The 21,908-nt window shown below is 64.4% G+C and carries 22 protein-coding genes; 18 read left to right on the forward strand and 4 right to left on the reverse strand.

From position 1 onward, the window contains the following. Positions 1-30 precede the first annotated feature (30 nt). The 5 genes from NCR34_RS01675 (at position 31) to NCR34_RS01695 (ending at position 3,991) form a co-directional block, all read left to right on the forward strand. Positions 31-360 carry a (2Fe-2S) ferredoxin domain-containing protein gene (locus tag NCR34_RS01675; protein WP_250498923.1) on the forward strand — a complete coding sequence of 110 codons (330 nt, stop codon included), beginning with the start codon at positions 31-33 and terminating at the stop codon, positions 358-360. A gap of 11 nt (positions 361-371) precedes the next feature. Continuing rightward, on the forward strand, positions 372-998 hold the full coding sequence (locus tag NCR34_RS01680; protein ID WP_250498924.1) for an alpha/beta hydrolase: 627 nt from the start codon (positions 372-374) through the stop codon (positions 996-998). 486 nt (positions 999-1,484) lie between these two features. Then, positions 1,485-2,717: a D-alanyl-D-alanine carboxypeptidase family protein gene (locus tag NCR34_RS01685; RefSeq protein WP_250499000.1), complete on the forward strand. Its 1,233-nt coding sequence runs from the start codon at positions 1,485-1,487 to the stop codon at positions 2,715-2,717. Between the two features lie 31 nt (positions 2,718-2,748). Next, positions 2,749-3,666, forward strand: a complete 918-nt coding sequence (locus NCR34_RS01690; protein WP_250498925.1) for a D-amino acid aminotransferase — start codon at positions 2,749-2,751, stop codon at positions 3,664-3,666. 10 nt (positions 3,667-3,676) lie between these two features. Further along, positions 3,677-3,991: a DUF493 family protein gene (locus NCR34_RS01695; RefSeq protein WP_250498926.1), complete on the forward strand. Its 315-nt coding sequence runs from the start codon at positions 3,677-3,679 to the stop codon at positions 3,989-3,991. On the opposite strand, the gene NCR34_RS01700 is transcribed toward NCR34_RS01695, so the two are convergent. Beyond that, entirely contained in the window at positions 3,975-4,934 is a 960-nt protein-coding gene (locus NCR34_RS01700; RefSeq protein WP_250499001.1) for a transcriptional regulator GcvA, read from the reverse strand. The two genes, NCR34_RS01695 and NCR34_RS01700, sit on opposite strands and share 17 nt — an antisense overlap. A gap of 123 nt (positions 4,935-5,057) precedes the next feature. On the opposite strand from NCR34_RS01700, the gene NCR34_RS01705 reads away from it, so the two are divergent. From NCR34_RS01705 to NCR34_RS01730, 6 genes are all read left to right on the forward strand, one after another. Then, positions 5,058-5,384 (forward strand): DUF2917 domain-containing protein, encoded by a 327-nt coding sequence (locus tag NCR34_RS01705; protein ID WP_244847743.1) that lies wholly within the window; start codon positions 5,058-5,060, stop codon positions 5,382-5,384. A gap of 71 nt (positions 5,385-5,455) precedes the next feature. After that, a complete protein-coding gene (gene lipB, locus NCR34_RS01710) occupies positions 5,456-6,259 on the forward strand; it encodes a lipoyl(octanoyl) transferase LipB (RefSeq protein WP_502800030.1) in 804 nt (267 codons plus the stop codon). After that, on the forward strand, positions 6,256-7,260 hold the full coding sequence (lipA, locus tag NCR34_RS01715; RefSeq protein WP_250498927.1) for a lipoyl synthase: 1,005 nt from the start codon (positions 6,256-6,258) through the stop codon (positions 7,258-7,260). Before lipB ends, lipA begins: the two co-directional genes overlap by 4 nt. A 434-nt stretch (positions 7,261-7,694) precedes the next feature. Further along, a complete protein-coding gene (locus NCR34_RS01720; RefSeq protein WP_250498928.1) occupies positions 7,695-8,981 on the forward strand; it encodes a dicarboxylate/amino acid:cation symporter in 1,287 nt (428 codons plus the stop codon). Between the two features lie 23 nt (positions 8,982-9,004). Further along, positions 9,005-10,987: a sensor histidine kinase gene (locus NCR34_RS01725; protein WP_502800031.1), complete on the forward strand. Its 1,983-nt coding sequence runs from the start codon at positions 9,005-9,007 to the stop codon at positions 10,985-10,987. 21 nt (positions 10,988-11,008) lie between these two features. Continuing rightward, complete coding sequence (locus NCR34_RS01730; protein ID WP_250498930.1) at positions 11,009-12,349, forward strand: sigma-54-dependent transcriptional regulator; 1,341 nt, start codon at positions 11,009-11,011, stop codon at positions 12,347-12,349. 48 nt (positions 12,350-12,397) lie between these two features. Here the strand turns inward: NCR34_RS01730 and NCR34_RS01735 are convergent, their stop codons facing one another. Beyond that, positions 12,398-12,937: a TlpA disulfide reductase family protein gene (locus tag NCR34_RS01735; protein WP_250498931.1), complete on the reverse strand. Its 540-nt coding sequence runs from the start codon at positions 12,935-12,937 to the stop codon at positions 12,398-12,400. Between the two features lie 157 nt (positions 12,938-13,094). Between NCR34_RS01735 and NCR34_RS01740 the strand changes: the two genes are divergently transcribed. After that, positions 13,095-13,679 (forward strand): urease accessory UreD/UreH family protein, encoded by a 585-nt coding sequence (locus tag NCR34_RS01740; protein ID WP_250498932.1) that lies wholly within the window; start codon positions 13,095-13,097, stop codon positions 13,677-13,679. Positions 13,680-14,043: 364 nt separating this feature from the next. Here the strand turns inward: NCR34_RS01740 and NCR34_RS01745 are convergent, their stop codons facing one another. Continuing rightward, on the reverse strand, positions 14,044-15,579 hold the full coding sequence (locus NCR34_RS01745) for a YifB family Mg chelatase-like AAA ATPase (protein ID WP_250498933.1): 1,536 nt from the start codon (positions 15,577-15,579) through the stop codon (positions 14,044-14,046). A gap of 97 nt (positions 15,580-15,676) precedes the next feature. After that, positions 15,677-15,937, reverse strand: a complete 261-nt coding sequence (locus tag NCR34_RS01750) for an accessory factor UbiK family protein (protein WP_175939211.1) — start codon at positions 15,935-15,937, stop codon at positions 15,677-15,679. 396 nt (positions 15,938-16,333) lie between these two features. Here NCR34_RS01750 and NCR34_RS01755 point away from each other — a divergent pair, with 396 nt between their 5' ends. From NCR34_RS01755 to NCR34_RS01785, 6 genes are all read left to right on the forward strand, one after another. Continuing rightward, positions 16,334-16,672, forward strand: coding sequence for a P-II family nitrogen regulator (locus NCR34_RS01755; protein ID WP_014190273.1), 339 nt, complete (start codon positions 16,334-16,336; stop codon positions 16,670-16,672). 30 nt (positions 16,673-16,702) lie between these two features. Further along, positions 16,703-18,193: an ammonium transporter gene (locus NCR34_RS01765; RefSeq protein ID WP_284506437.1), complete on the forward strand. Its 1,491-nt coding sequence runs from the start codon at positions 16,703-16,705 to the stop codon at positions 18,191-18,193. 291 nt (positions 18,194-18,484) lie between these two features. Then, entirely contained in the window at positions 18,485-19,774 is a 1,290-nt protein-coding gene (gshA, locus tag NCR34_RS01770; RefSeq protein WP_250498934.1) for a glutamate--cysteine ligase, read from the forward strand. A gap of 50 nt (positions 19,775-19,824) precedes the next feature. Then, positions 19,825-20,781, forward strand: a complete 957-nt coding sequence (gene gshB, locus NCR34_RS01775; protein WP_250498935.1) for a glutathione synthase — start codon at positions 19,825-19,827, stop codon at positions 20,779-20,781. Between the two features lie 237 nt (positions 20,782-21,018). Then, the gene (locus tag NCR34_RS01780; RefSeq protein ID WP_248321004.1) at positions 21,019-21,507 is read left to right on the forward strand and encodes a PTS sugar transporter subunit IIA; all 489 of its coding nucleotides are present in this window, start codon (positions 21,019-21,021) and stop codon (positions 21,505-21,507) included. A gap of 36 nt (positions 21,508-21,543) precedes the next feature. Next, on the forward strand, positions 21,544-21,813 hold the full coding sequence (locus NCR34_RS01785; RefSeq protein WP_159835102.1) for an HPr family phosphocarrier protein: 270 nt from the start codon (positions 21,544-21,546) through the stop codon (positions 21,811-21,813). Positions 21,814-21,908 lie beyond the last annotated feature (95 nt).

Genomic DNA, 21,908 nt, shown 5'->3' on the forward strand with positions numbered 1-21,908 from the left:
ATCGACCGACACCCCCATCGCCGGACGCTCATGGACTCCTTCTACAAGTACCACGTGTTCTTCTGCCTGAATCAGCGCGATGCCGACGCCTCGCGTCCCAGTTGCGCGAACTGCAACGCGCAAGCCATGCAGGAGCATGCGAAAAAGCGCGTGAAGAAGCTCGGCCTCGCAGGCGAGGGCAAAGTGCGCATCAACAAGGCCGGGTGTCTCGACCGCTGCGAACAAGGGCCGGTCGTCGTCGTGTATCCGGAAGGCACGTGGTACACGTATGTCGATGAGACCGACATCGACGAAATCGTCGATTCGCATCTCGCCAACGGCAAGGTCGTCGAGCGTCTTCTGATCGATCAACCCGCCTGACGCCCGCCTTCATGAACGCGCAAACAGAAAAATTCCTCATCGACGGCCCGGCGGGCAAGATCGAAGTCGCGCTCGATCGCACGGAGTCCGCGCCGCGCGGCATCGCGCTCGTCGCGCATCCGCATCCGCTCTTCGGCGGGACGATGGACAACAAGGTCGCGCAGACGCTCGCGCGCACCTTCGTGCAGCTCGGCTATACGACGTACCGCTCCAATTTTCGCGGCGTCGGGCAGACCGAAGGCGAGCACGACAACGGCATCGGCGAGCGCGAAGACCTGCTCGCGGTCATCGATCACATGCGCGCGCAACCCGGCCAGCGCGACGTGCCGATGGTGCTCGCGGGCTTTTCCTTCGGCACCTTCGTGCTGTCGCATGTCGCCAAGCGCATGCAGGAAAGCGGGCAGGCAATCGAGCGCATGGTTTTCGTCGGCACGGCGGCGAGCCGCTGGGAAGTCGCGCCGGTTCCCGAGAACACGCTCGTGATTCACGGTGAGGTGGACGATACGGTGCCCATCGCCTCCGTCTACGACTGGGCGCGGCCGCAAGAACTGCCGGTCGTCGTCATTCCGGGCGGCGAGCATTTCTTCCATCGCAAGCTGCATATTCTCAAGCGCGTCATCGTCGACGCCTGGCGTTAGGCTTCCGAAGGCTTTCGCCGCGCGTCGGTTCACGCGGTCATCGCGAATCGACATTTCGCTTAAGGCATCGCCTGAAAAAGCGCGGATTCGCGCTGGATTCACGCAGATTCGCCGTAATCGCGCTCTTGGCCGCGCGTATAATGGCGCAGAATTTTTTTCGCCGCGACTCCGTGTCACAACGCTGCTTTCCAACGCTGCTTTCCAACGTTGTGTTGGCACCCTGTGACCCGACGCTGCGGCGAAAAGCCCGACGCCAGAGCGCCGGCTCATTGCCGGCCTACGCGACGTTCGAAAACAAACGTTTGAGAACCGATGGCGCGGCCGTCTGTCGAATGTGCGCTCTTCGCCGCGGCACCCCGCGTGCCCGTTTCCGCCAGCAGGCGAAGAGCGCGACCGGCATGAACGGTCTGCCTGTTCAACCCGCGCTTCGCCGCCTTTCGGATCACCCCGGGCGGAGCGCCGATGCTCTTTCTGCCGACCGATCCTATGCGCTTTTTCCCTTCCGGCTTTTCTGTTTCGCCCGTCTCCGCTTTCGTTTCCACTACCGCCATTCACCGCCGCGCATTCAAGGCGGCCGTCGTGCTGCCGGCCGTCCTCGCTGCCGCGAGCGCGTTCGCGCAGGTGCCGCCGCCCGCGGTGACCGCGCATTCGTGGGTGCTCGTCGATGCCACCAGCAATCAGGTGCTCGCATCCGGCAATCCGGATGAACGCGTCGAGCCGGCGTCGCTCACCAAGCTCATGACCGCGTATCTCGTCTTCGACGCGCTCAAGTCGAAGAAGATCAACATGGACCAGACCGTCATGCCGACCGAGGCCGTGCGCCGCGTAAGGACGGACGAGTCGCGCATGTTCATCGAGGCGAACAAGCCGGTCACGGTGCATGACCTCGTGTACGGCATGATCATCCAGTCGGGCAATGACGCGGCGATCGCGCTCGCGGAACTCGTCGGCGGCAGCGAGGCCAACTTCGTCAATCTGATGAACGGCGCGGCGCAGCGCATCGGCATGAAGCACACGCACTATGCCGACGTGAACGGCATGCCCGATCCGCAGCACTACACGACGGCAGGCGACCTCGCCGTGCTGTCGACGCGTCTGATCCGCGATTTCCCCGAGTACTACAGCATCTTCTCGGAGAAGGAATTCACGTACAACAAGATCAAGCAGCCGAACCGCAACCGCCTGCTGTGGCTCGATCCGAGCGTCGACGGTCTCAAGACCGGTCACACGAAAGCGGCGGGCTATTGCCTGATCGCCACGGCCAAGCGTTCGCTGCCGGGCATGCCGGACGCGAGCCGGCGTCTCGTCGCCGTGATGATGGGCGAGCCGAAGGAATCGGCGCGCGTGCAGGACAGCCTCAAGATGCTGAACTACGGCTACACCGCGTATGACGCGCTGCGCCTCTACAAGGCGAATCAGGTGATCGAATCGCCGCGCGTCTACAAGGGCGCGGCGGACAACGTGCAGGCGGGCGTCGAGACGGATCAATACATCACCGTGCCGAAGGGCCTGGGCGACAAGGTCAAGCCGACGATCACGCGCAACGACTTGCTGATCGCGCCGATCAAGAAGGGCCAGCAGATCGGCACCGTGCGCATGGTGGCGGACGGCAAGGACGTCGCGCAGTTCCCGCTCGTCGCGTTGCAGGACGTGCCGCAAGCCGGTCTGTTCGGCCGCCTGTGGGATTCCGCGCTGCTGATGTGGCAAAAGAAGAAGTAATCGCGTTTTCTGTTCCAACGGAGCGGTTCGAATGAGCCAAAGCCAAGCCGACGACTTCAACCCGACGGTCTATCTGAACGGCGAGTGGGGACCGCTTTCCGAGGCACGCATTCCGGTGCTGGATCGCGGCTTCATCTTCGGCGACGGCATCTATGAAGTCGTGCCGCTCTACGCGCAGAACGGCGGCGTGCGCCTGCCGTTTCGGCTCGCGCAGCATCTCGCGCGGCTGAACCGCAGCCTCGGCAAGATCCGCATCGAGAATCCGTTCGACGACGCGGGCTGGCGCGCGCTCATCGCCCGCGCAATCGACGCGAACGCCGGTCCGGGCGATGCCCTCGTCTACATCCAGGTGACGCGCGGCGTCGCGAAGAAGCGCGGGCACGCGTTCCCGGCCGGCATCACGCCGACCGTTTTCGTGATGTTGAGCCCGCTCGTGCTGCCGAGCGCCGCGAGCCGCGCGCAAGGCGCGGTCGCGGTGACGGCCGAGGACAAGCGCTGGCTGCATTGCGACATCAAATCGGTCTCGCTGCTCGGCAACGTGCTGATGGCGCAGCACGCGGCGGAAAGCGACGCGCTCGAAACCATCCAGTTGCGCGACGGCTTGCTTACCGAAGGATCGTCCTCAAATGTGTGGGTAGTGAAGGACGGCGCGCTGCTGGGCGTGCCGCGCGGCCCGCGCATTCTCGAAGGCATCCGTTACGGACTCGTCGAAGAACTCGCGGCCGAGGCGGGCATCCGGTTCGAGGAACGCGACATCACCGAGGCCGAACTGCGCGCCGCCGACGAAATCATGATCAGTTCGGCGACGAAAGAAGTCATGCCGATCACCGCGCTCGACGGCCAGGCTGTCGGCAACGGCCGTCCCGGCCCGGTCTATGCTGCGCTGTATGACGCCTACCAGCGGGCGAAGTCGCGCGAGTTCGCGCAGCAGGCGGGACGCGCCGGTTAAGGAGAAACCCATGTTCGATTCATTCGATTCGAAGCCGCAGTCGGCCGATCCGACGCAGGCCAGCAGCACCGACGAGCTGTTCAATTTCCCCTGCGATTTCCCGATCAAGGTGATGGGCAAGTCGCATCCCGAGTTTCAGGACACCATCGTCACCGTGATCCGAGAGTTCGACAACGCGTTCGACGTCACGCGCGTCGAAGCGCGGCCGTCGTCCGGCGGCAACTACACGGGCCTGACGTGCACGGTGCGCGCGCAGAACCGCGCGCATCTGGACGACATCTATCGCGCGCTCACCGGGCACCCGATGGTCAAGGTAGTGCTCTGAGATTGCATGCGGGTGCGGGCGCATCGCACACGGCGGGCGTGCGCTCGTAAAGCTGCCTGAACTTCTCCGCTTCGGAGAAGATCCACTCCCGAAACGCCTGCACGCGCGCAGTCGCCAGCAACTCCGGCGGACACACGAAGTAATAGGTCCAAGGACTTGGACCATCCACGTTGAAAAGCCTCACGAGCCGCCCGTCGATGATTTCCTGCATCGCGAGCGAGCGCCGCACGAGCGCGATCCCCTGGCCGTCGATGGCCGCTTGCAGCAAATTCGACGAATCCTCGAACAAGACGCCGCGTTTGGGCTCCGGCATGTCCGGCAGGCCGGCAGCGTCGAACCACGGACGCCAGAGCTCGTCGCCGGAGCGCAGAAGCGGCATGTTCGCGAGATCGGCCGGCACGCGCGGCAACGCGCCGCCATTGAAGCGCGGCGAGCACGCTGGAAAAAACACTTCGTCGAGCAACGGCTCCGCGTGCACGCCCGCATATTTGCCATAGCCGAAGCGGATGGCCACGTCCACGTCGTCGCGGCTGAAGTCGGTGAGCGCGTTCGTCGACAGCAGTTCCAGGTCGAATTCCGGGTGCTTTTCGATGAAACCGCCCACACGCGACGTGAGCCAGCGCGCCGAAAACGACGACAGCATGGACACGACGAGCCGCCGGTCCCGGTCGCCCGAGCGCATGCGCCGCGTCGATTCCGCGAGCGCGACGAGCGCCGCGCGCACGTCGGCTGCGTACTGGCGGCCGCGATCGGTGAGGCGCACGCGCTTGCCGTCGCGGGCGAAAAGCGCCACGCCGAGTTCGGCCTCCAGCGCGCGTATCTGATGACTGACCGCGCCGTGCGTGACGAAAAGCTCGTCGGCGGCGCGCGAAAAGCTCTCGTGACGGGCGGCGGCTTCGAAGGCCCGCAGCGCGTTCAGCGCGGGAAGCTGGCGCAGGTCCATGTGGATGTTCGCGGATGCGTTTGTCAATGCGGCTCACATAGCGGTGAAAATTGATCGTTTTGTCCGATGCCTTGCTACGCCTACGATTGTAGTCATCGAAACGTTCCGTTGGCGGAGTCGATCATGCGAGAAATATCAACAAGCGTCACGTTCGAAATCAATCCCGGCGAAACCGTGCCGATGCGCATTGCGCGCGGCACGCGGCTCACCGTGCACGGCAGCCCGGTCTGGGCGACACGCAGCAACGACATCGAAGACTACTGGCTCGCGCCCGGCGACCGACTGAACCTGCGCGAGCGCGAACGCCTATGGCTTTCGGCGGAAGGCGACAAGCCGGCGCGCGTCGTGTTCACCATCGTGCCGCGCCGCGACGAGCGCGCAATTCGTTGGCTGTCCGCGCGCATCGAGCGGCTCGCGCTGCGTTTTCGCGCCGGCTGGCGCACCGTCTGAGCGTGCGCATCGGCCCATCTTCGTCTTCACGGCCGGCGGGCATGAAGCGATTTCGGTAAACTACCGGGATCATGTCCGCCACGCCGCTTGCATTTTCTACCGAGCTTATCTCCGAGCCTGCCATCGACCTTGCTGGCGACGTCATGTTGCGCTGGCGCGGCCTCGAACCGTACGGCGAGAGTTTCGACGCGATGCGCGCGTTCACCGACGCCCGCACGCCCGACACGCCCGACGAAATTTGGCTCGTCGAGCATCCGCAGGTTTTCACGCTCGGTCTCGCGGGCGATCCCGCGCATCTGCTTTCCACCGACAGCGGCATTCCGCTCGTCAAGGTGGATCGCGGCGGGCAAATTACCTATCACGGGCCGGGGCAGATCGTCGCGTATCTGCTCATCGACTTGCGCCGTCGCAAGCTCATGGTGCGCGAGATGGTGCGGCGTATCGAAGAGGCCGTGATCGAAACGCTTGCAACGTATAATCTGGCGACCGACCGCAAGGCGGGCGCGCCGGGCATTTACGTCGCCGCGCCGTCCGCGCTTCAGGCGCAACGCGGCGCGAACGTTCGTTTGCACGAACTGCATGAGGGCGCGAAGATCGCCGCGCTCGGGCTCAAGATCCGCAACGGCTGCAGCTATCACGGCGTCAGCCTGAACGTGAAGATGGACCTTCGGCCGTTCCTCGCGATCAACCCGTGCGGCTACGCGGGACTCGAAACGGTCGACATGGCGACGCTCGGCGTCGTGGCCGGCTGGCGCGATGTCGCACTCACGCTCGCCGAAAGACTGGCGCATCAGATCGACGGCACGCCGAGCGCCGCCGCTCAACCGCAAGACGGCGCGAGCCGTCCCGCTGCATCTACCGGATCAACCGAATGACTGACGCAACCGCAAACCTGGCAGGCGACACCGCTCCCGCTTCCCCGACGATCCCCGCGCCCTACGACGCCACCGCGAAGCAAAAGGCGCAGGCGAAGACATCGCGCATTCCGATCAAGGTGGTGCCGATCGAGAAGCTGAAGAAGCCCGAGTGGATTCGCGTGCGCACGGCGACCGGCAATTCGCGCTTCAACGAGATCAAACAGATTCTGCGCGAGCACAACCTGCACACCGTCTGCGAGGAAGCGAGCTGCCCGAATATCGGCGAATGCTTCGGCAAGGGCACGGCCACGTTCATGATCATGGGCGACAAGTGCACGCGCCGCTGTCCGTTCTGCGATGTCGGCCACGGCCGTCCCGATCCGCTCGATCCCGAGGAGCCGCTGAACCTTGCGCGCACCATCGGCGCGTTGAAGCTGAAGTATGTGGTCATCACGAGCGTCGACCGCGACGATCTGCGCGACGGCGGCGCGGCCCACTTCGTGGAGTGCATCCGGCAGGTGCGCGAGCATTCGCCGGAAACGCGCATCGAAATTCTGACGCCGGATTTTCGCGGGCGACTGGATCGCGCGATCAATATTCTGACCGCGGCCCCGCCCGACGTTATGAACCACAATCTCGAAACGGTGCCGCGTCTTTATAAGGAAGCGCGTCCGGGTTCGGATTATCACCATTCGCTGAAGCTGTTGAAGGACTTCAAGGCGCTGCATCCGGAAGTGGCGACGAAGTCGGGCCTGATGGTCGGCCTGGGCGAAACGGAAGAAGAGATTCTTCAGGTGATGCGCGATCTGCGCGCGCACGACGTCGATATGCTGACTATCGGCCAGTATTTGCAGCCGTCGGAGCACCATCTGCCGGTGCGCGCGTATGTGCATCCCGATACGTTCAAGATGTACGAGGAAGAAGCGTACAAGATGGGCTTCACGCACGCGGCCGTCGGCGCGATGGTGCGGTCGAGTTATCACGCGGATTTGCAGGCGCACGGGGCGGGGGTGGTTTAACTGCGCTGCGGTTTGCTGCTGGCAAAAAACCCACGGTGACGTGGGTTTTTTTTCGCGCTTACGAATCGGCAGGGAAACGGGGCGGCGTCCAGATCATCGGACGCCGACGCAGCGCTTTTCCGGAAACCCGGAGCCGCGATAGCCCGCGTTCGGCGCGGCGCCTTTGGTTTCAACGGCTTGGAGCGATCCGCACACTGGCATCACCCTTGCATAAAAAGGCCCAAGGCCCGCGAAGCCGCCCATAAAACCCAAGGAGACAAGCCGATGCCCCCTTTCGCACTCAACCGACCCTGATCCGTCGACGTAGCGGCTCTCGCTAACGCGACGCGATCCGGCACGCGCGGTTTCCCGCCACGCGTCGCCGCTTTGCCCGCACTTCGCGGCTCGCCGCTGGCGCTTTTCATTGCCAACTGCTGATATTGCCTGGAACCATCGTGAAGAAACCTTTCTACAAAGTCCTGTACGTGCAGGTGCTCGTGGCCATCGCCATCGGTATCGCGCTCGGGCATTTCTATCCCTCGCTCGCCACCGACATGAAGCCGCTCGGCGACGGCTTCATCAAGCTCATCAAGATGGTCATCGGGCCGATCATTTTCTGCACCGTCGTGACCGGCATCGCCGGCATGGAGGACATGAAGAAAGTCGGGCGCGTCGGCGGCAAGGCGCTGCTGTACTTCGAAGTCGTATCGACGTTCGCGCTGATTCTCGGCCTCGTCGCCACGCACCTGCTGCGGCCAGGCGTCGGCTTCAATGTCGATCCCGCGACGCTCGATCACAAAGCCATCGACACGTACGCAGCGAAGGCGGCGCACGGTCAGAGCGCGGTCGATTTCTTCCTGCACATCATCCCGGACACGCTCTCGTCCGCGTTCGCGCAGGGCGAAATCCTGCAGATTCTCTTGATCGCGCTGTTGTTCGGCGCGGTGCTCGCGCATCTCGGCGAGCGCGGCAGGCCGGTGACGAGCTTTATCGAAAGCCTGTCGAGCGTGCTTTTCGGCATGGTCGGCATCATCACGAAGCTCGCGCCCATCGGGGCGTTCGGCGCGATGGCCTTCACCATCGGCAAATACGGCATCGGCTCGCTCTTGCCCATGCTGAAGCTCATCGGCACGTTCTATCTGACGTCCGTCGTGTTCGTCGTCGTGGTGCTCGGCATCATCGCGCGCATGGTCGGCTTCTCGGTGCTGCGCTTCGTCGCGTACATCAAGGAAGAAATGCTGATCGTGCTCGGCACGAGTTCGTCCGAAGCCGCGCTGCCGCAACTGATGCTCAAGCTCGAAAAGCTCGGCTGCTCGCGCTCGGTCGTGGGTCTTGTCGTGCCGACCGGCTATTCATTCAATCTCGACGGCACCAACATCTACATGACGATGGCGGTGCTCTTCATTGCGCAGGCGACCAACACCGACCTGTCGTGGGGCCAGCAGTTGACGCTGCTCGCGGTGACGATGCTGACTTCGAAGGGCGCGAGCGGCGTGACCGGCGCGGGCTTCATCACGCTGGCCGCGACGCTTGCGGTGGTGCCGACCATTCCGCTGTCGGGCATGGTGCTGATTCTCGGCGTCGACCGCTTCATGAGCGAGTGCCGCGCGCTGACGAACATCGTCGGTAACGGTGTGGCGACGGTCGTCGTCTCCGCGTGGGAGCGCGAGCTCGACCGCGCCAAGCTGCGCGCGGCCTTGCATCGCAATGTGGACGTGACCGAAGAGGCCGAAACGGTCTGACGCGACTCGGGACGGACGCGAACATGCGAGCGGCGAAGCCTCCGACTCCGGACGCTTCGCCGCGCGCGTTTCGGCAGGCTTATCCCGAAAACGCCTATGCCACAATGAGGGATTCTCAATCGCGGGAATCTCATCACGTGACGCGCCGCATCCTCGTGTTCTTTGCGCTCGCCGCGCTGCTCACGGCGTGTTGCGCGCTCACGTGGCACGTCGAGCGGCAGCGGGGCATCGACGAATTGCGGCGCAACGCGGCCGCGCGCGTCGATCGCACCACGAGCACGCTGAAAAGCACGCTCGACCGCTACGAATATCTGCCGTATCTGCTGTCGCGCCATCCGTTCGTGCAGGACGTGCTCGTCTCGCCCGATGCGCGCAATGTCGATCGCGCCAACCGCTATCTCGAAGACCTTAACCGCCGCGCGCATGCCACCGCGACTTACTTGATTCGCGCCGACGGCTACTGTGTCGCGGCAAGCAACTGGCGTGGGCCGGACAGCTTCATCGGCGTGGAATATCACTTCCGGCCGTATTTCGTCGATGCCGTGAAAGGCGGCGTCGGACGATTCTTCGGACTCGGGACGATTTCGCTCGAACCGGGCTACTACATCTCGCAGCCGGTGTATCAGGAAGGCGGGCACGAGTTGATCGGCGTGGCGGTCGTCAAGCTGAATCTCGAATGGCTGCAAGGCGCGGATGCGTCCGAGCCGCTCCTCGTCACCGACGATCATGGCGTGATCTTTCTGTCGTCGGTGCCATCGTGGAAATATCACACGGTGCGGCCGCTGCCGCAGAGCGTGGAGGCGTCGGTCTATCAGACGCGACAGTACGCGCAGCAGCCGATCACGCCGCTGCCCCTGTCAGTCGTCGAAACGCTGGAAGGCGGCGCGCAGATTGTGCGCGTCGGCGGCGGACACAACGCGCCGAGTTTTCTGGAGACGCGCCGTTCCATCGACGAGCCGGACTGGCAACTCATCACGATGGCGCCGCTCGATCCGGTCGAAAGCGCGGCGCAGACAGCGGTCGTCGTGACGGCGCTCGTCTTCGTCTCGCTGTGTCTGCTCGCGTTCTACTGGCGCATGCGGCGCGCGCGCGTGCGCGAGATGATCCGCAGCCGCGAGCTGTTGCAGGCGGCGTATGCGGAGCTGAATCAGCGCGTGGCGGAACGCACGGCGGACTTGTCTCAGGCCAACGCGCAACTCACGAAGGAAGTGAACGAACGCACGCGCGCCGAGCAGGACCTGCGCGCCGCGCATGACGAACTCATTCAGGCGAGCAAACTAGCCGCGCTCGGGCAGATGGCGGCGGGCATCACGCACGAACTGAATCAGCCGCTTGCCGCATTGCGCAGTTTCTCGGACAACACGCGCGTGCTGATCGAGCGCGGCGATCAGGCGGCGGCGCGCGAAAACCTCGAAGCGATTGCCGCGCTGACCGAGCGCATGGGCAAGATCACGAATCAGCTGAAGCTCTTCGTCGCCAAGGCGCGGCCGAAGAACGCGCGCACGGATGTCGCGCGTGCGCTGCGCAACGTGCTCGGCATGCTCGGGCCGCGTCTTTCGAACGTCGTGCTGGACATTGCGCCGGAACTGGAAGGCGACGGCCCGCCGATCATGGTGCGCTGCGAGGACTTGCGGCTGGAGCAGGTGTTCATCAATCTGATCGGCAATGCGCTGGATGCCGTCGCGTCCTGCGATGCCCCGCGCATCGTGATCGAACTGGATGCGCGAACGGACGCGGTGGAGATCGTGGTGCGCGACAACGGGCCGGGCATTCCCGCCGACGCGTTGCCGCACCTGTTCGAGCCGTTCTTCACGACGAAGGAGACGGGACACGGACTGGGACTCGGGCTGGCGATTTCGTCGGCGATCGCGCGGGACTATGGCGGCACGCTCGTCGCGCGCAATCGCGTGGCGCCCATCGTCGCGGACGGCCCGGAAGGCGGCACGCAAGCCGACGCCGATCACTCGCACGGCGCAGAATTCGTGTTGACGCTGCGACGCGCGTAGCCATTTGAATCGAGGCAAGACATGACCACCGGTTTGCAGGTGATCTTTATCGAAGACGACGAGCTCGTGCGCCGCGCGAGCGTGCAGAGCCTGCAACTCGCGGGCTTCGAGGTGGCGGGCCACGGCAGCGTGGAATCGGCGGCGCGCGTCATCGACGCGAATTTTCCCGGCGTGATCGTGAGCGACATCCGGCTGCCGGGCGCGAGCGGCCTCGAACTGCTCGCGCAATGCCGCGAACGCGCGCCGGACGTGCCCGTGATCCTCGTCACCGGACACGGCGATATTTCGATGGCCGTGCAGGCGATGCGCGACGGCGCGTACGACTTCATCGAGAAGCCGTTCGCCTCCGAGCGTCTCGTGGAAGCGGTGCGGCGCGCGCTCGAACGGCGCACGCTGGTGCTGGAAAATCAGGCGCTGCGGCGCGAGTTGGCCGATCAGAGCGGCGTCGCGCCGCGCATCATCGGGCGCAGCCCGGCCATCGAACAGGTGCGCCGGCTGATCGCGAACGTCGCGCCGACGGACGCCTCCGTGCTCATCAACGGCGACACGGGCGCGGGCAAGGAACTCATCGCGCGGAGCTTGCATGAGATGTCGCCGCGCCGCGACAAGCCGTTTATCGCGGTGAACTGCGGCGCGCTGCCCGAGCCGATGTTCGAATCCGAAATGTTCGGCTTCGAAGCGGGCGCGTTCACGGGCGCGCAGAAGCGGCGCATCGGCAAGCTGGAGCACGCATCGGGCGGCACGCTCTTTCTCGACGAAATCGAGAGCATGCCGCTCTCGCTGCAAGTGAAGCTGCTGCGCGTGTTGCAGGACGGCGTGCTGGAACGGCTCGGGTCGAACCAGCCGGTGCAGGCGAATCTGCGCGTGGTCGCCGCGGCCAAGGGCGACATGAACGAGCACGTCGCGGACGGCACGTTCCGGCGCGACCTGCTGTATCGGCTGAACGTCGTGACCATCACGCTGCCGCCGCTCAACGAGCGCCGCGAGGACATCGTGCCGCTCTTCGAACACTTTCTGCTCGATGCCGCCGTGCGCTACGGCCGGCCCGCGCCGCTCATCACGGACCGGCAACGCGCCGAACTGATGCAGCGCGACTGGCCCGGCAACGTGCGCGAACTGCGCAACGCGGCCGATCGCATGGTGCTCGGCGTGATGGACGACGTGAGTGCGTCGCTGGACACGGCGACGCAATCGCTCAAGGAGCGCACCGAGCAGTTCGAGCGCGCGGTCATCGCGGAAACGCTGGAGCAGTGCGGCGGCGCAGTCGCGGTGGCGGCGGACCGGCTTCAGGTCGGCAAGGCGACGCTCTACGAGAAGATCAAGCGTTACGGGCTCGCCGCGAAGGGTGATTCCGACCGCTAGAAACGACAACGCCCGCATAAGCGGGCGTCATCTTGAGACGGGCTGCGCTCATGCCGCGGAGCCGAGCGCCTTGTCCAGCAGCGCATCCAGTTCCGCGAACGTCGGCTCGCCGACGTAGCGTTTCAGGATCTTGCCGTTCTTGTCGACGACGAAGGTAGTCGGCGTCAGTTGCACGTTGCCGAACTGCTTGGCGGCGCTGCCGTCGTCCATCGCGACCTTGAACGGCAGGTTGCGCGTCTGCGCGTAGTTGCTGACGTACATCGGCGCGTCGTAGTTCATGGCGACGGCGACGAACTCCAGCCCGCGTCCCTTGAACTTGTTATACGTGTTGATCATCTCGGGCATTTCCTTCATGCAGGTCTCGCAGCTCGTCGCCCAGAAGTTGACGAGATAGACCTTGCCCTTCAGATCCGCCGATGTCGAAATCTTCTGGCCCGACAGCAGCGTGAACGTGGCGTCCGGCACGCGCTGCTGGCCGCCGAACGCGAAATAGCCGGTACAGGCGATCACGCCCGCGACGAGCGCCATGACGACATAGCGCAGCGGGCTTTTGGCGCGGCCCGAAGTATCTTGCGTGTTTTGGGACATGGGAACCTCGGATTGCAGAGTCCGGCGCCGTGAGCGGCGCAACCGCAATAGGAAAGTGCCGGTTATTTTAGCGCCAAACGCCCGGCGGCAACATGTCGGAGCCGAAGGCCCGGCATCGCGGCGCGATAATGATGCTTTTTCACGCGAAGAGTCGGACATGAAGCAGGCTTTTCTCCCCGTGGCGGCCGCAGTGCGCCATTTTGCCGCGCTCGGCGCGTGGCGCGCGTCGATGGCGGCGGTTGCCTGTGGCGCGCTGCTGGCCTGCACGCCCGCCTATGACTGGCGCACCGTCATGAACAACGACGACGGCTACGAAGTGACGCTGCCCGCCAAGCCTCGCGCGGACGAACGCAAGATCGAGATCGCCGGCCAGCCGATGACCATGCGCATGCAGACCGCCGAAGCGAACGACGCGGTTTTCGCCGTCGGCACGGTCGTGCTGCCGAGCGCGGATCCGGCGCTGCAACGCGCGGCGCTCGATTACCTTGAGCAGGGCCTCGCGCGCAACGTGAATGCCCATGCGGCAGCGCGCGCGACGCAAATCGAGCTGGCGGCGGGCGGGCGCGTGCTCGGCAGCGAGATGCAAGTGGAAGGCCGGAGCGGCGAAAAGCGCGAGTCCCGGACGATTCACGCGCGTTTCGTCGCACGCGGCATGCATGTGTATCAACTGGCGATCGTCTCTGACAAAGCGCCGCCCGCCGAGCAAGCGGATCAATTCTTTACGTCCTTCAAACTTTTTTAGAGGGGACGCTCGAATCATGCAAGTACTGGCTTAAAAGCGCCGTGCCGAGCCCAGATCGAATGCAAGTCGCTTCGCAGAATTGAGCCGTAATCCACGGATTTGTCAGGACTTTTTCGTCTATCCACAAGTTCTGTGGATAACTTTGTGGAGAAGAATGTGCGGTAGCCACCAAAAGCCCTAAACAAGCGGCTGTCGTTACTTTGCCTCCGATCACGGCAATTTAATTAGTTCAATAAAATCAATGCCCTGCGGAATCGGCGTCTAGGCGGCATCTAATCCGATGAAAGGTGGGCGCGGATCGCGTCGGTGTGCATAAGTCAAGACTTGACAAGCATTTTTGCGCTGACGCGAACCGTCGCAGGACTCATGCGATGCCGAGCGCCCGCCGATACTGGACTGCCTCAGCGACGTGCGCCGCGTCCGGCGTGTCCGCGCCGGCGAGGTCCGCGATGGTCCGCACCACTTTCAGTACGCGGTAGTACGCCCGCGCCGACCAGCCGAACCGCTCTCCCGCCGAGCGCAGCAGCGCCTCGCCGGCGGAATCGGGGCGGCAAACGTCGTCGGCTTCGCGGCCATCCAGCTCGCGATTGGTCTTGCCCTGCCGGCGCAACTGCGTCTCGCGCGCGACCGCCACGCGTGCCGCGACTTGCGCGCTCGATTCGCCACGCTTCGCGCTGCGCGCCGACAATTCCGCCGGCGAGAGCGCGGGCAGTTCGATCTGAATGTCGATGCGGTCCATGAGCGGCCCGGACAGCTTGCGCAAGTAACGCGCGGCGATCTCCGGCGAGCATCGGCAACGGCCAGAGGGGTCGCCGCGCCACCCGCACGGACACGGGTTCATCGCGGCGACGAGTTGGCAGGCGGCAGGGAAGTCGGCTTGCTGCGCGGCCCGCGAAATGGTGATGCGGCCGGCTTCGAGCGGCTCGCGCAGCGTTTCGAGCACCTTGCGATCGAATTCGGGAAGCTCGTCGAGAAAGAGCACGCCCAGATGCGCGAGCGTGATTTCGCCCGGTTGCGGCGGATTGCGCCCCCCGACGAGCGCCACCGAACTCGACGAATGATGCGGCGCGCGAAACGGCCGCTGCTGCCACTGCGCCGGGTGAAAGCCGAGCGAGCTCGCCGAGAGAATGGCGGCGGACGTGAGCGCTTCGTCGTCGGACATCGGCGGCAGAAGGCCGGGCAGACGCGCGGCGAGCATCGACTTGCCCGCGCCCGGCGGTCCGACCATCAGCAGATGATGCCCGCCCGCCGCCGCCACTTCGAGCGCCCGTCGCGCGCCCGGATGACCGATAACATCGGCGAGATCGGGCGACGGCGCGGACGACGCATCCGAAAGCGTTGCCGCTTGCGCGGGCCGCAGCCGAGCGTCGGGCACGCCGTTGAGATGGGCGCACAGTTCAGGCAAGTCAGCTGCGCCGTACACGTCGATGCCTGGCACGAGCGCGGCCTCGGCGGCGCTCGCGAGCGGCACGTATATCTCGGGAACACCGGCGCTGCCCGCATACTGCCGAGCCGCGCCGCAGACCATCGCGAACGCGCCGCGCATCGGGCGCAGCGCGCCGGTCAGCGACAGCTCGCCCGCGAACTCACGATTCGCAAGCGATTCCGCGGGAATTTGACCGCTCGCGGCGAGAATGCCGAGCGCGATCGGCAGATCGAAGCGGCCCGACTCTTTCGGCAGATCGGCAGGCGCGAGATTGACGGTGATACGGCTGACGGGAAAATCGAAGCCGCAGTTCTGCAACGCGGCACGTACGCGCTCGCGGCTTTCGCGGACTTCGAGATCGGGCAGGCCGACGATGGAGAACGACGGCAGCCCGTTGGCAAGATGGACTTCGACGACAACTTCCGGCGCGCGCCCAGGGGCGGGCGCGCGGCTGCGTACCACGGCAAGCGACATGATTTCACCTGAAACGGCGCGCGCCGAAAACGGCCGCGCCGGCAATAAGACTAGGACTTCACGGCTCGCCGGCCGGGGTACCAGATAAACAGCGGGCTTAGTCTTGCGCCGCGCCGGTGCTCGTCATCCGCTGCTCCAGTTGCGCGACGCGCTTTTCCAGTTCTTCGAGCCGCGCGCGCGTGCGCACGAGCACTTGCGTCTGCGTATCGAATTCTTCGCGCGTGACGAGATCGAGCTTCGAGAAGCCTTGAGAAAGCATCGCCTTCATGTTTCTTTCGACGTCTTTCGCGGGCGAGTTCTTGAAAAGCTCGCTCATCTTCTGCTGCAGGTCGTTGAACACGTCGTTGGGCTGCTTCATCGTTTCTCCCTTCTGCACAAATAGAGTGCATTCATTGTTAGGTCAGTGCCCCGAAACATCGAATGTTCGATCTTGGTGCGCGCGCGTGCTCCGCGAACGCACGCCGGGGACATCTCACAGGCGACGCGATTTTAGCGCCGGCTCGCGGCTGCGTTGGCCGTCCATGCCCTTTTTGCGGACCTCGCGACCACTCTAGCAATGAACCTGCCCCCGCGCCAGCACGCGCGGCGCGCGTTAGCCGTTCGGCAGAGGGGCGCGGCGCATTTTGTCGCAACATCGCTGCAAGGCTTGCCAGGACTCGATTGGCATACGAGTTGCATAAGTGGCGCGACCTTTTCTGAACGCGTTCTTAAGCGGAACGGCAGGCGGAAGGAAGGCAACCACAGCGAGGGACACATGAAACTCATCACCGCAATCATCAAGCCGTTCAAGCTCGACGAAGCGCGCGAGGCGCTTTCGGCCATCGGCGTTTCGGGCATCACCGTCACGGAAGTGAAGGGCTTCGGCCGCCAGAAAGGGCACACCGAGCTGTATCGCGGCGCGGAGTACGTCGTCGACTTCCTGCCGAAGGTGAAGATCGAGGCAGCCGTTTCGGACGACATCGTGGATCAGGCAATCGAAGCCGTCGAACGCGCGGCCCGCACGGGCAAGATCGGCGACGGCAAGATCTTCGTCACCGCAATCGAACAGGTGATTCGCATTCGTACCGGCGAGACCGGCGCGGACGCGCTCTAAGAAAAATCGGCGATAAGAGGAACCAGAAGAATGCGCAACTTTTTGATGTCATTGATGGTGGCGGGCGCGCTGATCGGCGCGAATGTCGGCACCGCACTCGCAGAGGACGCGTCCGCTCCGGTCGCCGCCTCGGCACCCGCGTCCGACGCCGCCTCGGCGAGCGCATCCGCCGCTTCGACGGCAAGCGCGCCTGCCAGCGCGAACACGGCGATGGCTTCGTCGGCAGAAGCCGCCGCTGCCGCATCGGGCGCGTCTGAAGCTGCGCCCGCCGCGCCGACCGAGCCGTTCTCGGTCGATTCATCCAAGATCAGCTCCGGCGACACCGCGTGGATGCTGACCTCGGTCGCGCTCGTGCTGTTCATGACGATCCCCGGTCTCGCGCTCTTCTACGCGGGCATGGTGCGCAAGAAGAACGTGCTCGCGACGGTCATGCAGAGCTTCGCGATCTGCTGTCTCGTGACGATCCTCTGGACGGTCGTGGGCTACAGCATCGCGTTCACGCCGGGCGGGTCGTTCATCGGCGGCTTCTCGCGCGTGTTCCTGCACGGCATGGCCTATATCAAGGGCGACAAGGCGACGACGCTCACCGTCAGCCATCTCGCCTCGACCATTCCGGAATCGGTCTACTTCGCGTTCCAGTTGACGTTCGCGATCATCACGCCCGCGCTCATCACCGGTGCGTTCGCGGACCGCATGAAGTTCTCCGCGATGCTCGTGTTCATGGCGCTGTGGTCGCTCATCGTCTATTCGCCGATCGCGCACATGGTCTGGGAACCGACCGGCTGGCTGGCGACGGCAGGCGTGCTCGACTTCGCGGGCGGCACGGTGGTGCACATCAACGCGGGTATCGCGGGTCTGATGTGCTGTCTCGTGCTCGGCAAGCGTGTCGGCTATGGCCGCGAAGTGATGGCGCCGCATAACCTCGTGCTCTCGCTGATCGGCGCGTCGATGCTGTGGGTCGGCTGGTTCGGCTTCAACGCGGGTTCGGCGGTCGCGGCTGACGGCCGTGCCGGCTTCGCCATGCTCACCACGCAAATCGCCACCGCATTCGCCGCGTTCGGCTGGATGTTCGCGGAGTGGATTACGAAGGGCAAGCCGTCGGTGCTCGGCATCATTTCGGGTGCGGTGGCGGGTCTGGTCGCGGTGACGCCGGCTTCGGGCTTCGTCGGCGTGCCGGGCGCGATCGTGATCGGTATCGTCGCGGGCGTGGTCTGCTTCTGGTCGGCGACGTGGCTCAAGCACAAGTTCAACTACGACGACTCGCTCGACGCGTTCGGCGTGCACGGCGTCGGCGGGATCATCGGCGCGCTGCTGACGGGCGTGTTCGCAGTGAAGGACATCGGCGGGTTCGACGGCTCGGTGCTCGTGCAGGCGAAGGGCGTGCTCGTCACGCTGATCTATTCGGGCGTCGTGAGCTTTGTCCTGCTGAAGATCATCGACATGACCATGGGCCTGCGCGTGACGGAAGAACAGGAACGCGAAGGTCTCGACGTTACGCTGCACGGCGAACACGTCGAATGACGAATGTGCCGCAAGCGTGCGCGCATCGACCGCGCGCGCTGCGGCTACAAGAACGAGCGCAGCGACTTGGCCCGCCTTCATGGCGGGTTTTTTTCGTTCGGAGCGGAATAAAGACCGTGCGTCCGGGTTTCGTCCATTGAGGGTCGTCTTGCTTTGCCGGACGGGGCGCAGGAGACCTTGGTAATTGGCGGCTCATCCCCAATTAGGCAAAACAATTGCTCTACAATCTTTGGTCTTCTATCGGCCGGGCGTAACGCTCCGGTCCCGTGCAAAGCTGTCCGCGAGAAATCAATGGTCCCGCACTTAGTTACGGCGTTGAGTGGCCCTCTGCTCGATCTCGAGCGGAAAATCCTCGAGGCCACGCCTGCCATCGAACGGTGGTTCCGTCTCGAATGGCAAGAGCACACGCCGCCGTTTTACTGTTCCGTCGATCTGCGTAACGCAGGGTTCAAGCTCGCGCCCGTCGACACCAACCTCTTTCCCGGCGGATTCAACAATCTGCCGCAGGAAGTGCTGCCGCTCGCCGTGCAAGCGGCCATGGCGTCGATCGAGAAGATCTGTCCCGACGCGAAGAATCTGCTCGTGATTCCGGAGCGCCACACGCGCAATGCGTTCTATCTGGAAAACGTCGCGCGGCTCGCCACGATCATGCGGCAGGCGGGACTGAACGTCCGCTTCGGCACGCTCGATGAAAGCATTCACGGTCCGGTGACGATTCCCCTCGCCGACGGCCAGAAGATCGTGCTGGAGCCGCTCGAACGCACGCCGCGCAGGCTCGGGCTGAAGAACTTCGATCCCTGCTCGATTCTGCTCAACAACGACCTGTCGGCGGGCATTCCGCCAGTCCTCGAGAACCTGCACGAGCAATATCTGCTGCCGCCGCTGCATGCGGGCTGGGCCGTGCGCCGCAAATCGACGCACTTCTCCTGCTATGACGACGTGGCGAAGAAGTTCGCGAAGATGGTCGAGATCGATCCGTGGATGGTGAACCCGTACTTCGCGCATGTGGAAGGCGTCGACTACGAGGCGCGCACCGGCGAAGAGGCGTTGGCTGACGCCATCGACGGCGTCATCAAGAAGATCGCGAAGAAATACCGCGAATACGGCATCAGCGAGAAGCCGTATGTGGTCATCAAGGCGGACGCCGGCACCTACGGCAAGGGCGTGATGACCGTGCACGACGCAAGCGAAGTGGCCGCGCTCACGAAGCGCGAGCGCGCGAAGATGAACGACGCGAAGGACGGCCTGCAAGTGCACGACGTGATCGTGCAGGAAGGCGTGCATACGTTCGAGCGCGTGGAGAACGCGGTGGCGGAGCCGGTCGTGTATATGATCGACCGGTATGTCGTCGGCGGCTTTTATCGCGTGCACGATTCTCGCGAGCGCGATCAAAACCTGAACGCGCCGGGCATGCACTTCGTGCCGCTCGGCTTCGAGCACACGGCGCTGCCGGACGCGCACGCGAAGCCGGGCGCCGCGCCGCCGAACCGCTTCTACATGTACGGCGTGGTGGCGCGGCTCGGGCTGCTCGCGGCGTCGGTGGAACTCGAAAAGACCGATCCGGAAGCCATTCAGGTGTAAGCGCGCGGCTTGCGGTAAGCTCGCAGGCCGCGTGAACCCAAGCGAAGACCATGGACATTCTTTTTATCGCCGACCCGCTCGATCACTTCAAGATCTACAAGGACACGACCTACGCGATGATGGCGGAAGCCGCGCGCTGCGGCCACGTGCTCTACGCATGCGAGCCGCAGCATCTCGCGTGGACGGGCAGCGCGGTCGAGGCGAGCGTGCGCCGCATCCAGATTGTCGGCGATGAAGCGGACAGCGGCCGCTCGCCGTGGTTTTCGGCGGCGGAGGCGGAGAATCTGCCGCTTGCGAAGTTCGGCGCGGTGCTCATGCGCAAAGATCCGCCGTTCGACCTCGAATACGTGAATGCGACGTGGCTGCTCGAAATCGCCGAGCGCTCGGGCGCACGCGTGTTCAACAAGCCGCAGGCCATTCGCGATCATTCGGAGAAGCTTGCCATTGCCGAATGGCCGCAGTTCGTCGCGCCGACGCTCGTCACCCGTGACCCGGCGCGCTTGCGCGCATTTCACGCCGAGCACGGCGATGTCATTCTCAAGCCGCTCGACGGCATGGGCGGCATGGGCGTGTTCCGCGTGAAGGCCGACGGCATGAATCTCGGTTCGATCATCGAGATGCTGAGCGAGAACGGCGCGCGCATGGTGATGGCGCAGAAGTTCATCCCCGAAATTTCGGCGGGCGACAAGCGCATTCTGGTGATCGGCGGCGAGCCCGTGCCGTATTCGCTCGCGCGTATTCCTCAAGGCAGCGAAGTGCGCGGCAATCTCGCGGCGGGCGGGCTCGGCCGCGCCCAGCCGTTGACGGCGCGCGACCGCGAGATCGCCGAAACGCTCGGTCCGGTGCTGAAGGCGCGCGGACTGCTGCTCGCCGGGCTCGACGCCATCGGCGACTATCTCACCGAAGTGAACGTGACGAGCCCCACGTGCTTCCGCGAGATCATGGATCAGACGGGCTTCGACGTGGCGGGCATGTTCATCGACGCGCTGGAGCGCGCAGTCGGCTAACCGATGGGTTTGGCGCACTGCAAAACGCGCGCCGCCAGCACTGTTACAATTGACTTCCCGACGGCTTGCGAACTGGGGCTGGAACAGCTTCTGCGAGCCGGCAAGACGGGAAGGCCGTCTGCGCCGCCGGTTGATTTCCCGACCGGCCGGATGCATATATGGCCTGTAACACGCGCCGCTCGCGCGTTTTCGAGCGATCTCTGACGTATTCGTCGCTACAGAGGTAGCAATCCCGACATGGCTGGCATTCTGATCATCGCGCACGCACCATTCGCCACCGCGCTCCGTGAGTGCGTCGCTCATATCTACGGCGGCTTGCCCGCGCGCATCGGCGTCATCGACGTGACCGCCGACTGCGATCCGGTCGAGGTCCGCGCATTCGCCCGCTCGGAAATCGACCGCCTGAAGGAAGACAACGGCGCGATCGTGCTCACCGACGTCTTCGGCGCGACGCCCGCCAACATCGCGGCGAGCCTCGCTGAAGCCGACGTGCGCGTGCTCGCGGGCGTCAATCTGCCGATGCTCGTGCGCGCCGTCTGCTATCGCGCCACGCCGCTCGACACGCTCACGGAAAAGATTCTGCAAGGCGGCTCGAAAGGCATTCAGGAACTGGATTCGTCGACGCCGCTCAATCCCTGCGCGCTCGCAACCAAAGTGGCCGGCTCGCCGGACCCCGCCTGTTCCGCGAGCGCCGATCTCGCCGCCGCGAAAGCCGCGAGCCACTGACGCCGCTTCCCTCATCCACTCGCGTTTCGGAGCATCATGCAGCAACAAGAAACAACCATCGTGAACAAGCTCGGGCTCCACGCGCGGGCATCCGCGAAGCTCACGCAACTCGCCGGCAACTATCAGTCCGAAATCTGGATGAGCCGCAACGGCCGCCGCATCAACGCGAAGAGCATCATGGGCGTGATGATGCTGGCAGCGGGCATTGGCAGCACGGTGACGATCGAAACCGAAGGTCCGGACGAAGCCGAAGCCATGCAGGCGATACTCGGCCTGATCGCAGACAAGTTCGGAGAAGGGCAGTAAGCGCCTCATCGGAAACTGCATGCACGCAACGAAAAGCCGCGCATCGACGCGGCTTTTTTGCGTCTGCTCCATTCAGTGCGCGGTAACGCGGCGCA

This window comes from Caballeronia sp. GAWG1-5s-s (assembly GCF_023631445.1).
In the GTDB taxonomy this organism is placed as follows: domain Bacteria; phylum Pseudomonadota; class Gammaproteobacteria; order Burkholderiales; family Burkholderiaceae; genus Caballeronia.

Excerpts from the sequence above, each read along its gene's own strand:
- NCR34_RS01675 (WP_250498923.1), top strand. The coding sequence starts at position 31 with ATGGACTCCTTCTACAAGTACCACGTGTTCTTCTGCCTGAATCAGCGC.
- NCR34_RS01680 (WP_250498924.1), top strand. The coding sequence starts at position 372 with ATGAACGCGCAAACAGAAAAATTCCTCATCGACGGCCCGGCGGGCAAG.
- NCR34_RS01685 (WP_250499000.1), top strand. The coding sequence starts at position 1,485 with ATGCGCTTTTTCCCTTCCGGCTTTTCTGTTTCGCCCGTCTCCGCTTTC.
- NCR34_RS01690 (WP_250498925.1), top strand. The coding sequence starts at position 2,749 with ATGAGCCAAAGCCAAGCCGACGACTTCAACCCGACGGTCTATCTGAAC.
- NCR34_RS01695 (WP_250498926.1), top strand. The coding sequence starts at position 3,677 with ATGTTCGATTCATTCGATTCGAAGCCGCAGTCGGCCGATCCGACGCAG.
- NCR34_RS01700 (WP_250499001.1), bottom strand. The coding sequence starts at position 4,934 with ATGGACCTGCGCCAGCTTCCCGCGCTGAACGCGCTGCGGGCCTTCGAA.
- NCR34_RS01705 (WP_244847743.1), top strand. The coding sequence starts at position 5,058 with ATGCGAGAAATATCAACAAGCGTCACGTTCGAAATCAATCCCGGCGAA.
- lipB (WP_502800030.1), top strand. The coding sequence starts at position 5,456 with ATGTCCGCCACGCCGCTTGCATTTTCTACCGAGCTTATCTCCGAGCCT.
- lipA (WP_250498927.1), top strand. The coding sequence starts at position 6,256 with ATGACTGACGCAACCGCAAACCTGGCAGGCGACACCGCTCCCGCTTCC.
- NCR34_RS01725 (WP_502800031.1), top strand. The coding sequence starts at position 9,005 with ATGCGAGCGGCGAAGCCTCCGACTCCGGACGCTTCGCCGCGCGCGTTT.
- NCR34_RS01730 (WP_250498930.1), top strand. The coding sequence starts at position 11,009 with ATGACCACCGGTTTGCAGGTGATCTTTATCGAAGACGACGAGCTCGTG.
- NCR34_RS01735 (WP_250498931.1), bottom strand. The coding sequence starts at position 12,937 with ATGTCCCAAAACACGCAAGATACTTCGGGCCGCGCCAAAAGCCCGCTG.
- NCR34_RS01740 (WP_250498932.1), top strand. The coding sequence starts at position 13,095 with ATGAAGCAGGCTTTTCTCCCCGTGGCGGCCGCAGTGCGCCATTTTGCC.
- NCR34_RS01745 (WP_250498933.1), bottom strand. The coding sequence starts at position 15,579 with ATGTCGCTTGCCGTGGTACGCAGCCGCGCGCCCGCCCCTGGGCGCGCG.
- NCR34_RS01750 (WP_175939211.1), bottom strand. The coding sequence starts at position 15,937 with ATGAAGCAGCCCAACGACGTGTTCAACGACCTGCAGCAGAAGATGAGC.
- NCR34_RS01755 (WP_014190273.1), top strand. The coding sequence starts at position 16,334 with ATGAAACTCATCACCGCAATCATCAAGCCGTTCAAGCTCGACGAAGCG.
- NCR34_RS01765 (WP_284506437.1), top strand. The coding sequence starts at position 16,703 with ATGCGCAACTTTTTGATGTCATTGATGGTGGCGGGCGCGCTGATCGGC.
- gshA (WP_250498934.1), top strand. The coding sequence starts at position 18,485 with ATGGTCCCGCACTTAGTTACGGCGTTGAGTGGCCCTCTGCTCGATCTC.
- gshB (WP_250498935.1), top strand. The coding sequence starts at position 19,825 with ATGGACATTCTTTTTATCGCCGACCCGCTCGATCACTTCAAGATCTAC.
- NCR34_RS01780 (WP_248321004.1), top strand. The coding sequence starts at position 21,019 with ATGGCTGGCATTCTGATCATCGCGCACGCACCATTCGCCACCGCGCTC.
- NCR34_RS01785 (WP_159835102.1), top strand. The coding sequence starts at position 21,544 with ATGCAGCAACAAGAAACAACCATCGTGAACAAGCTCGGGCTCCACGCG.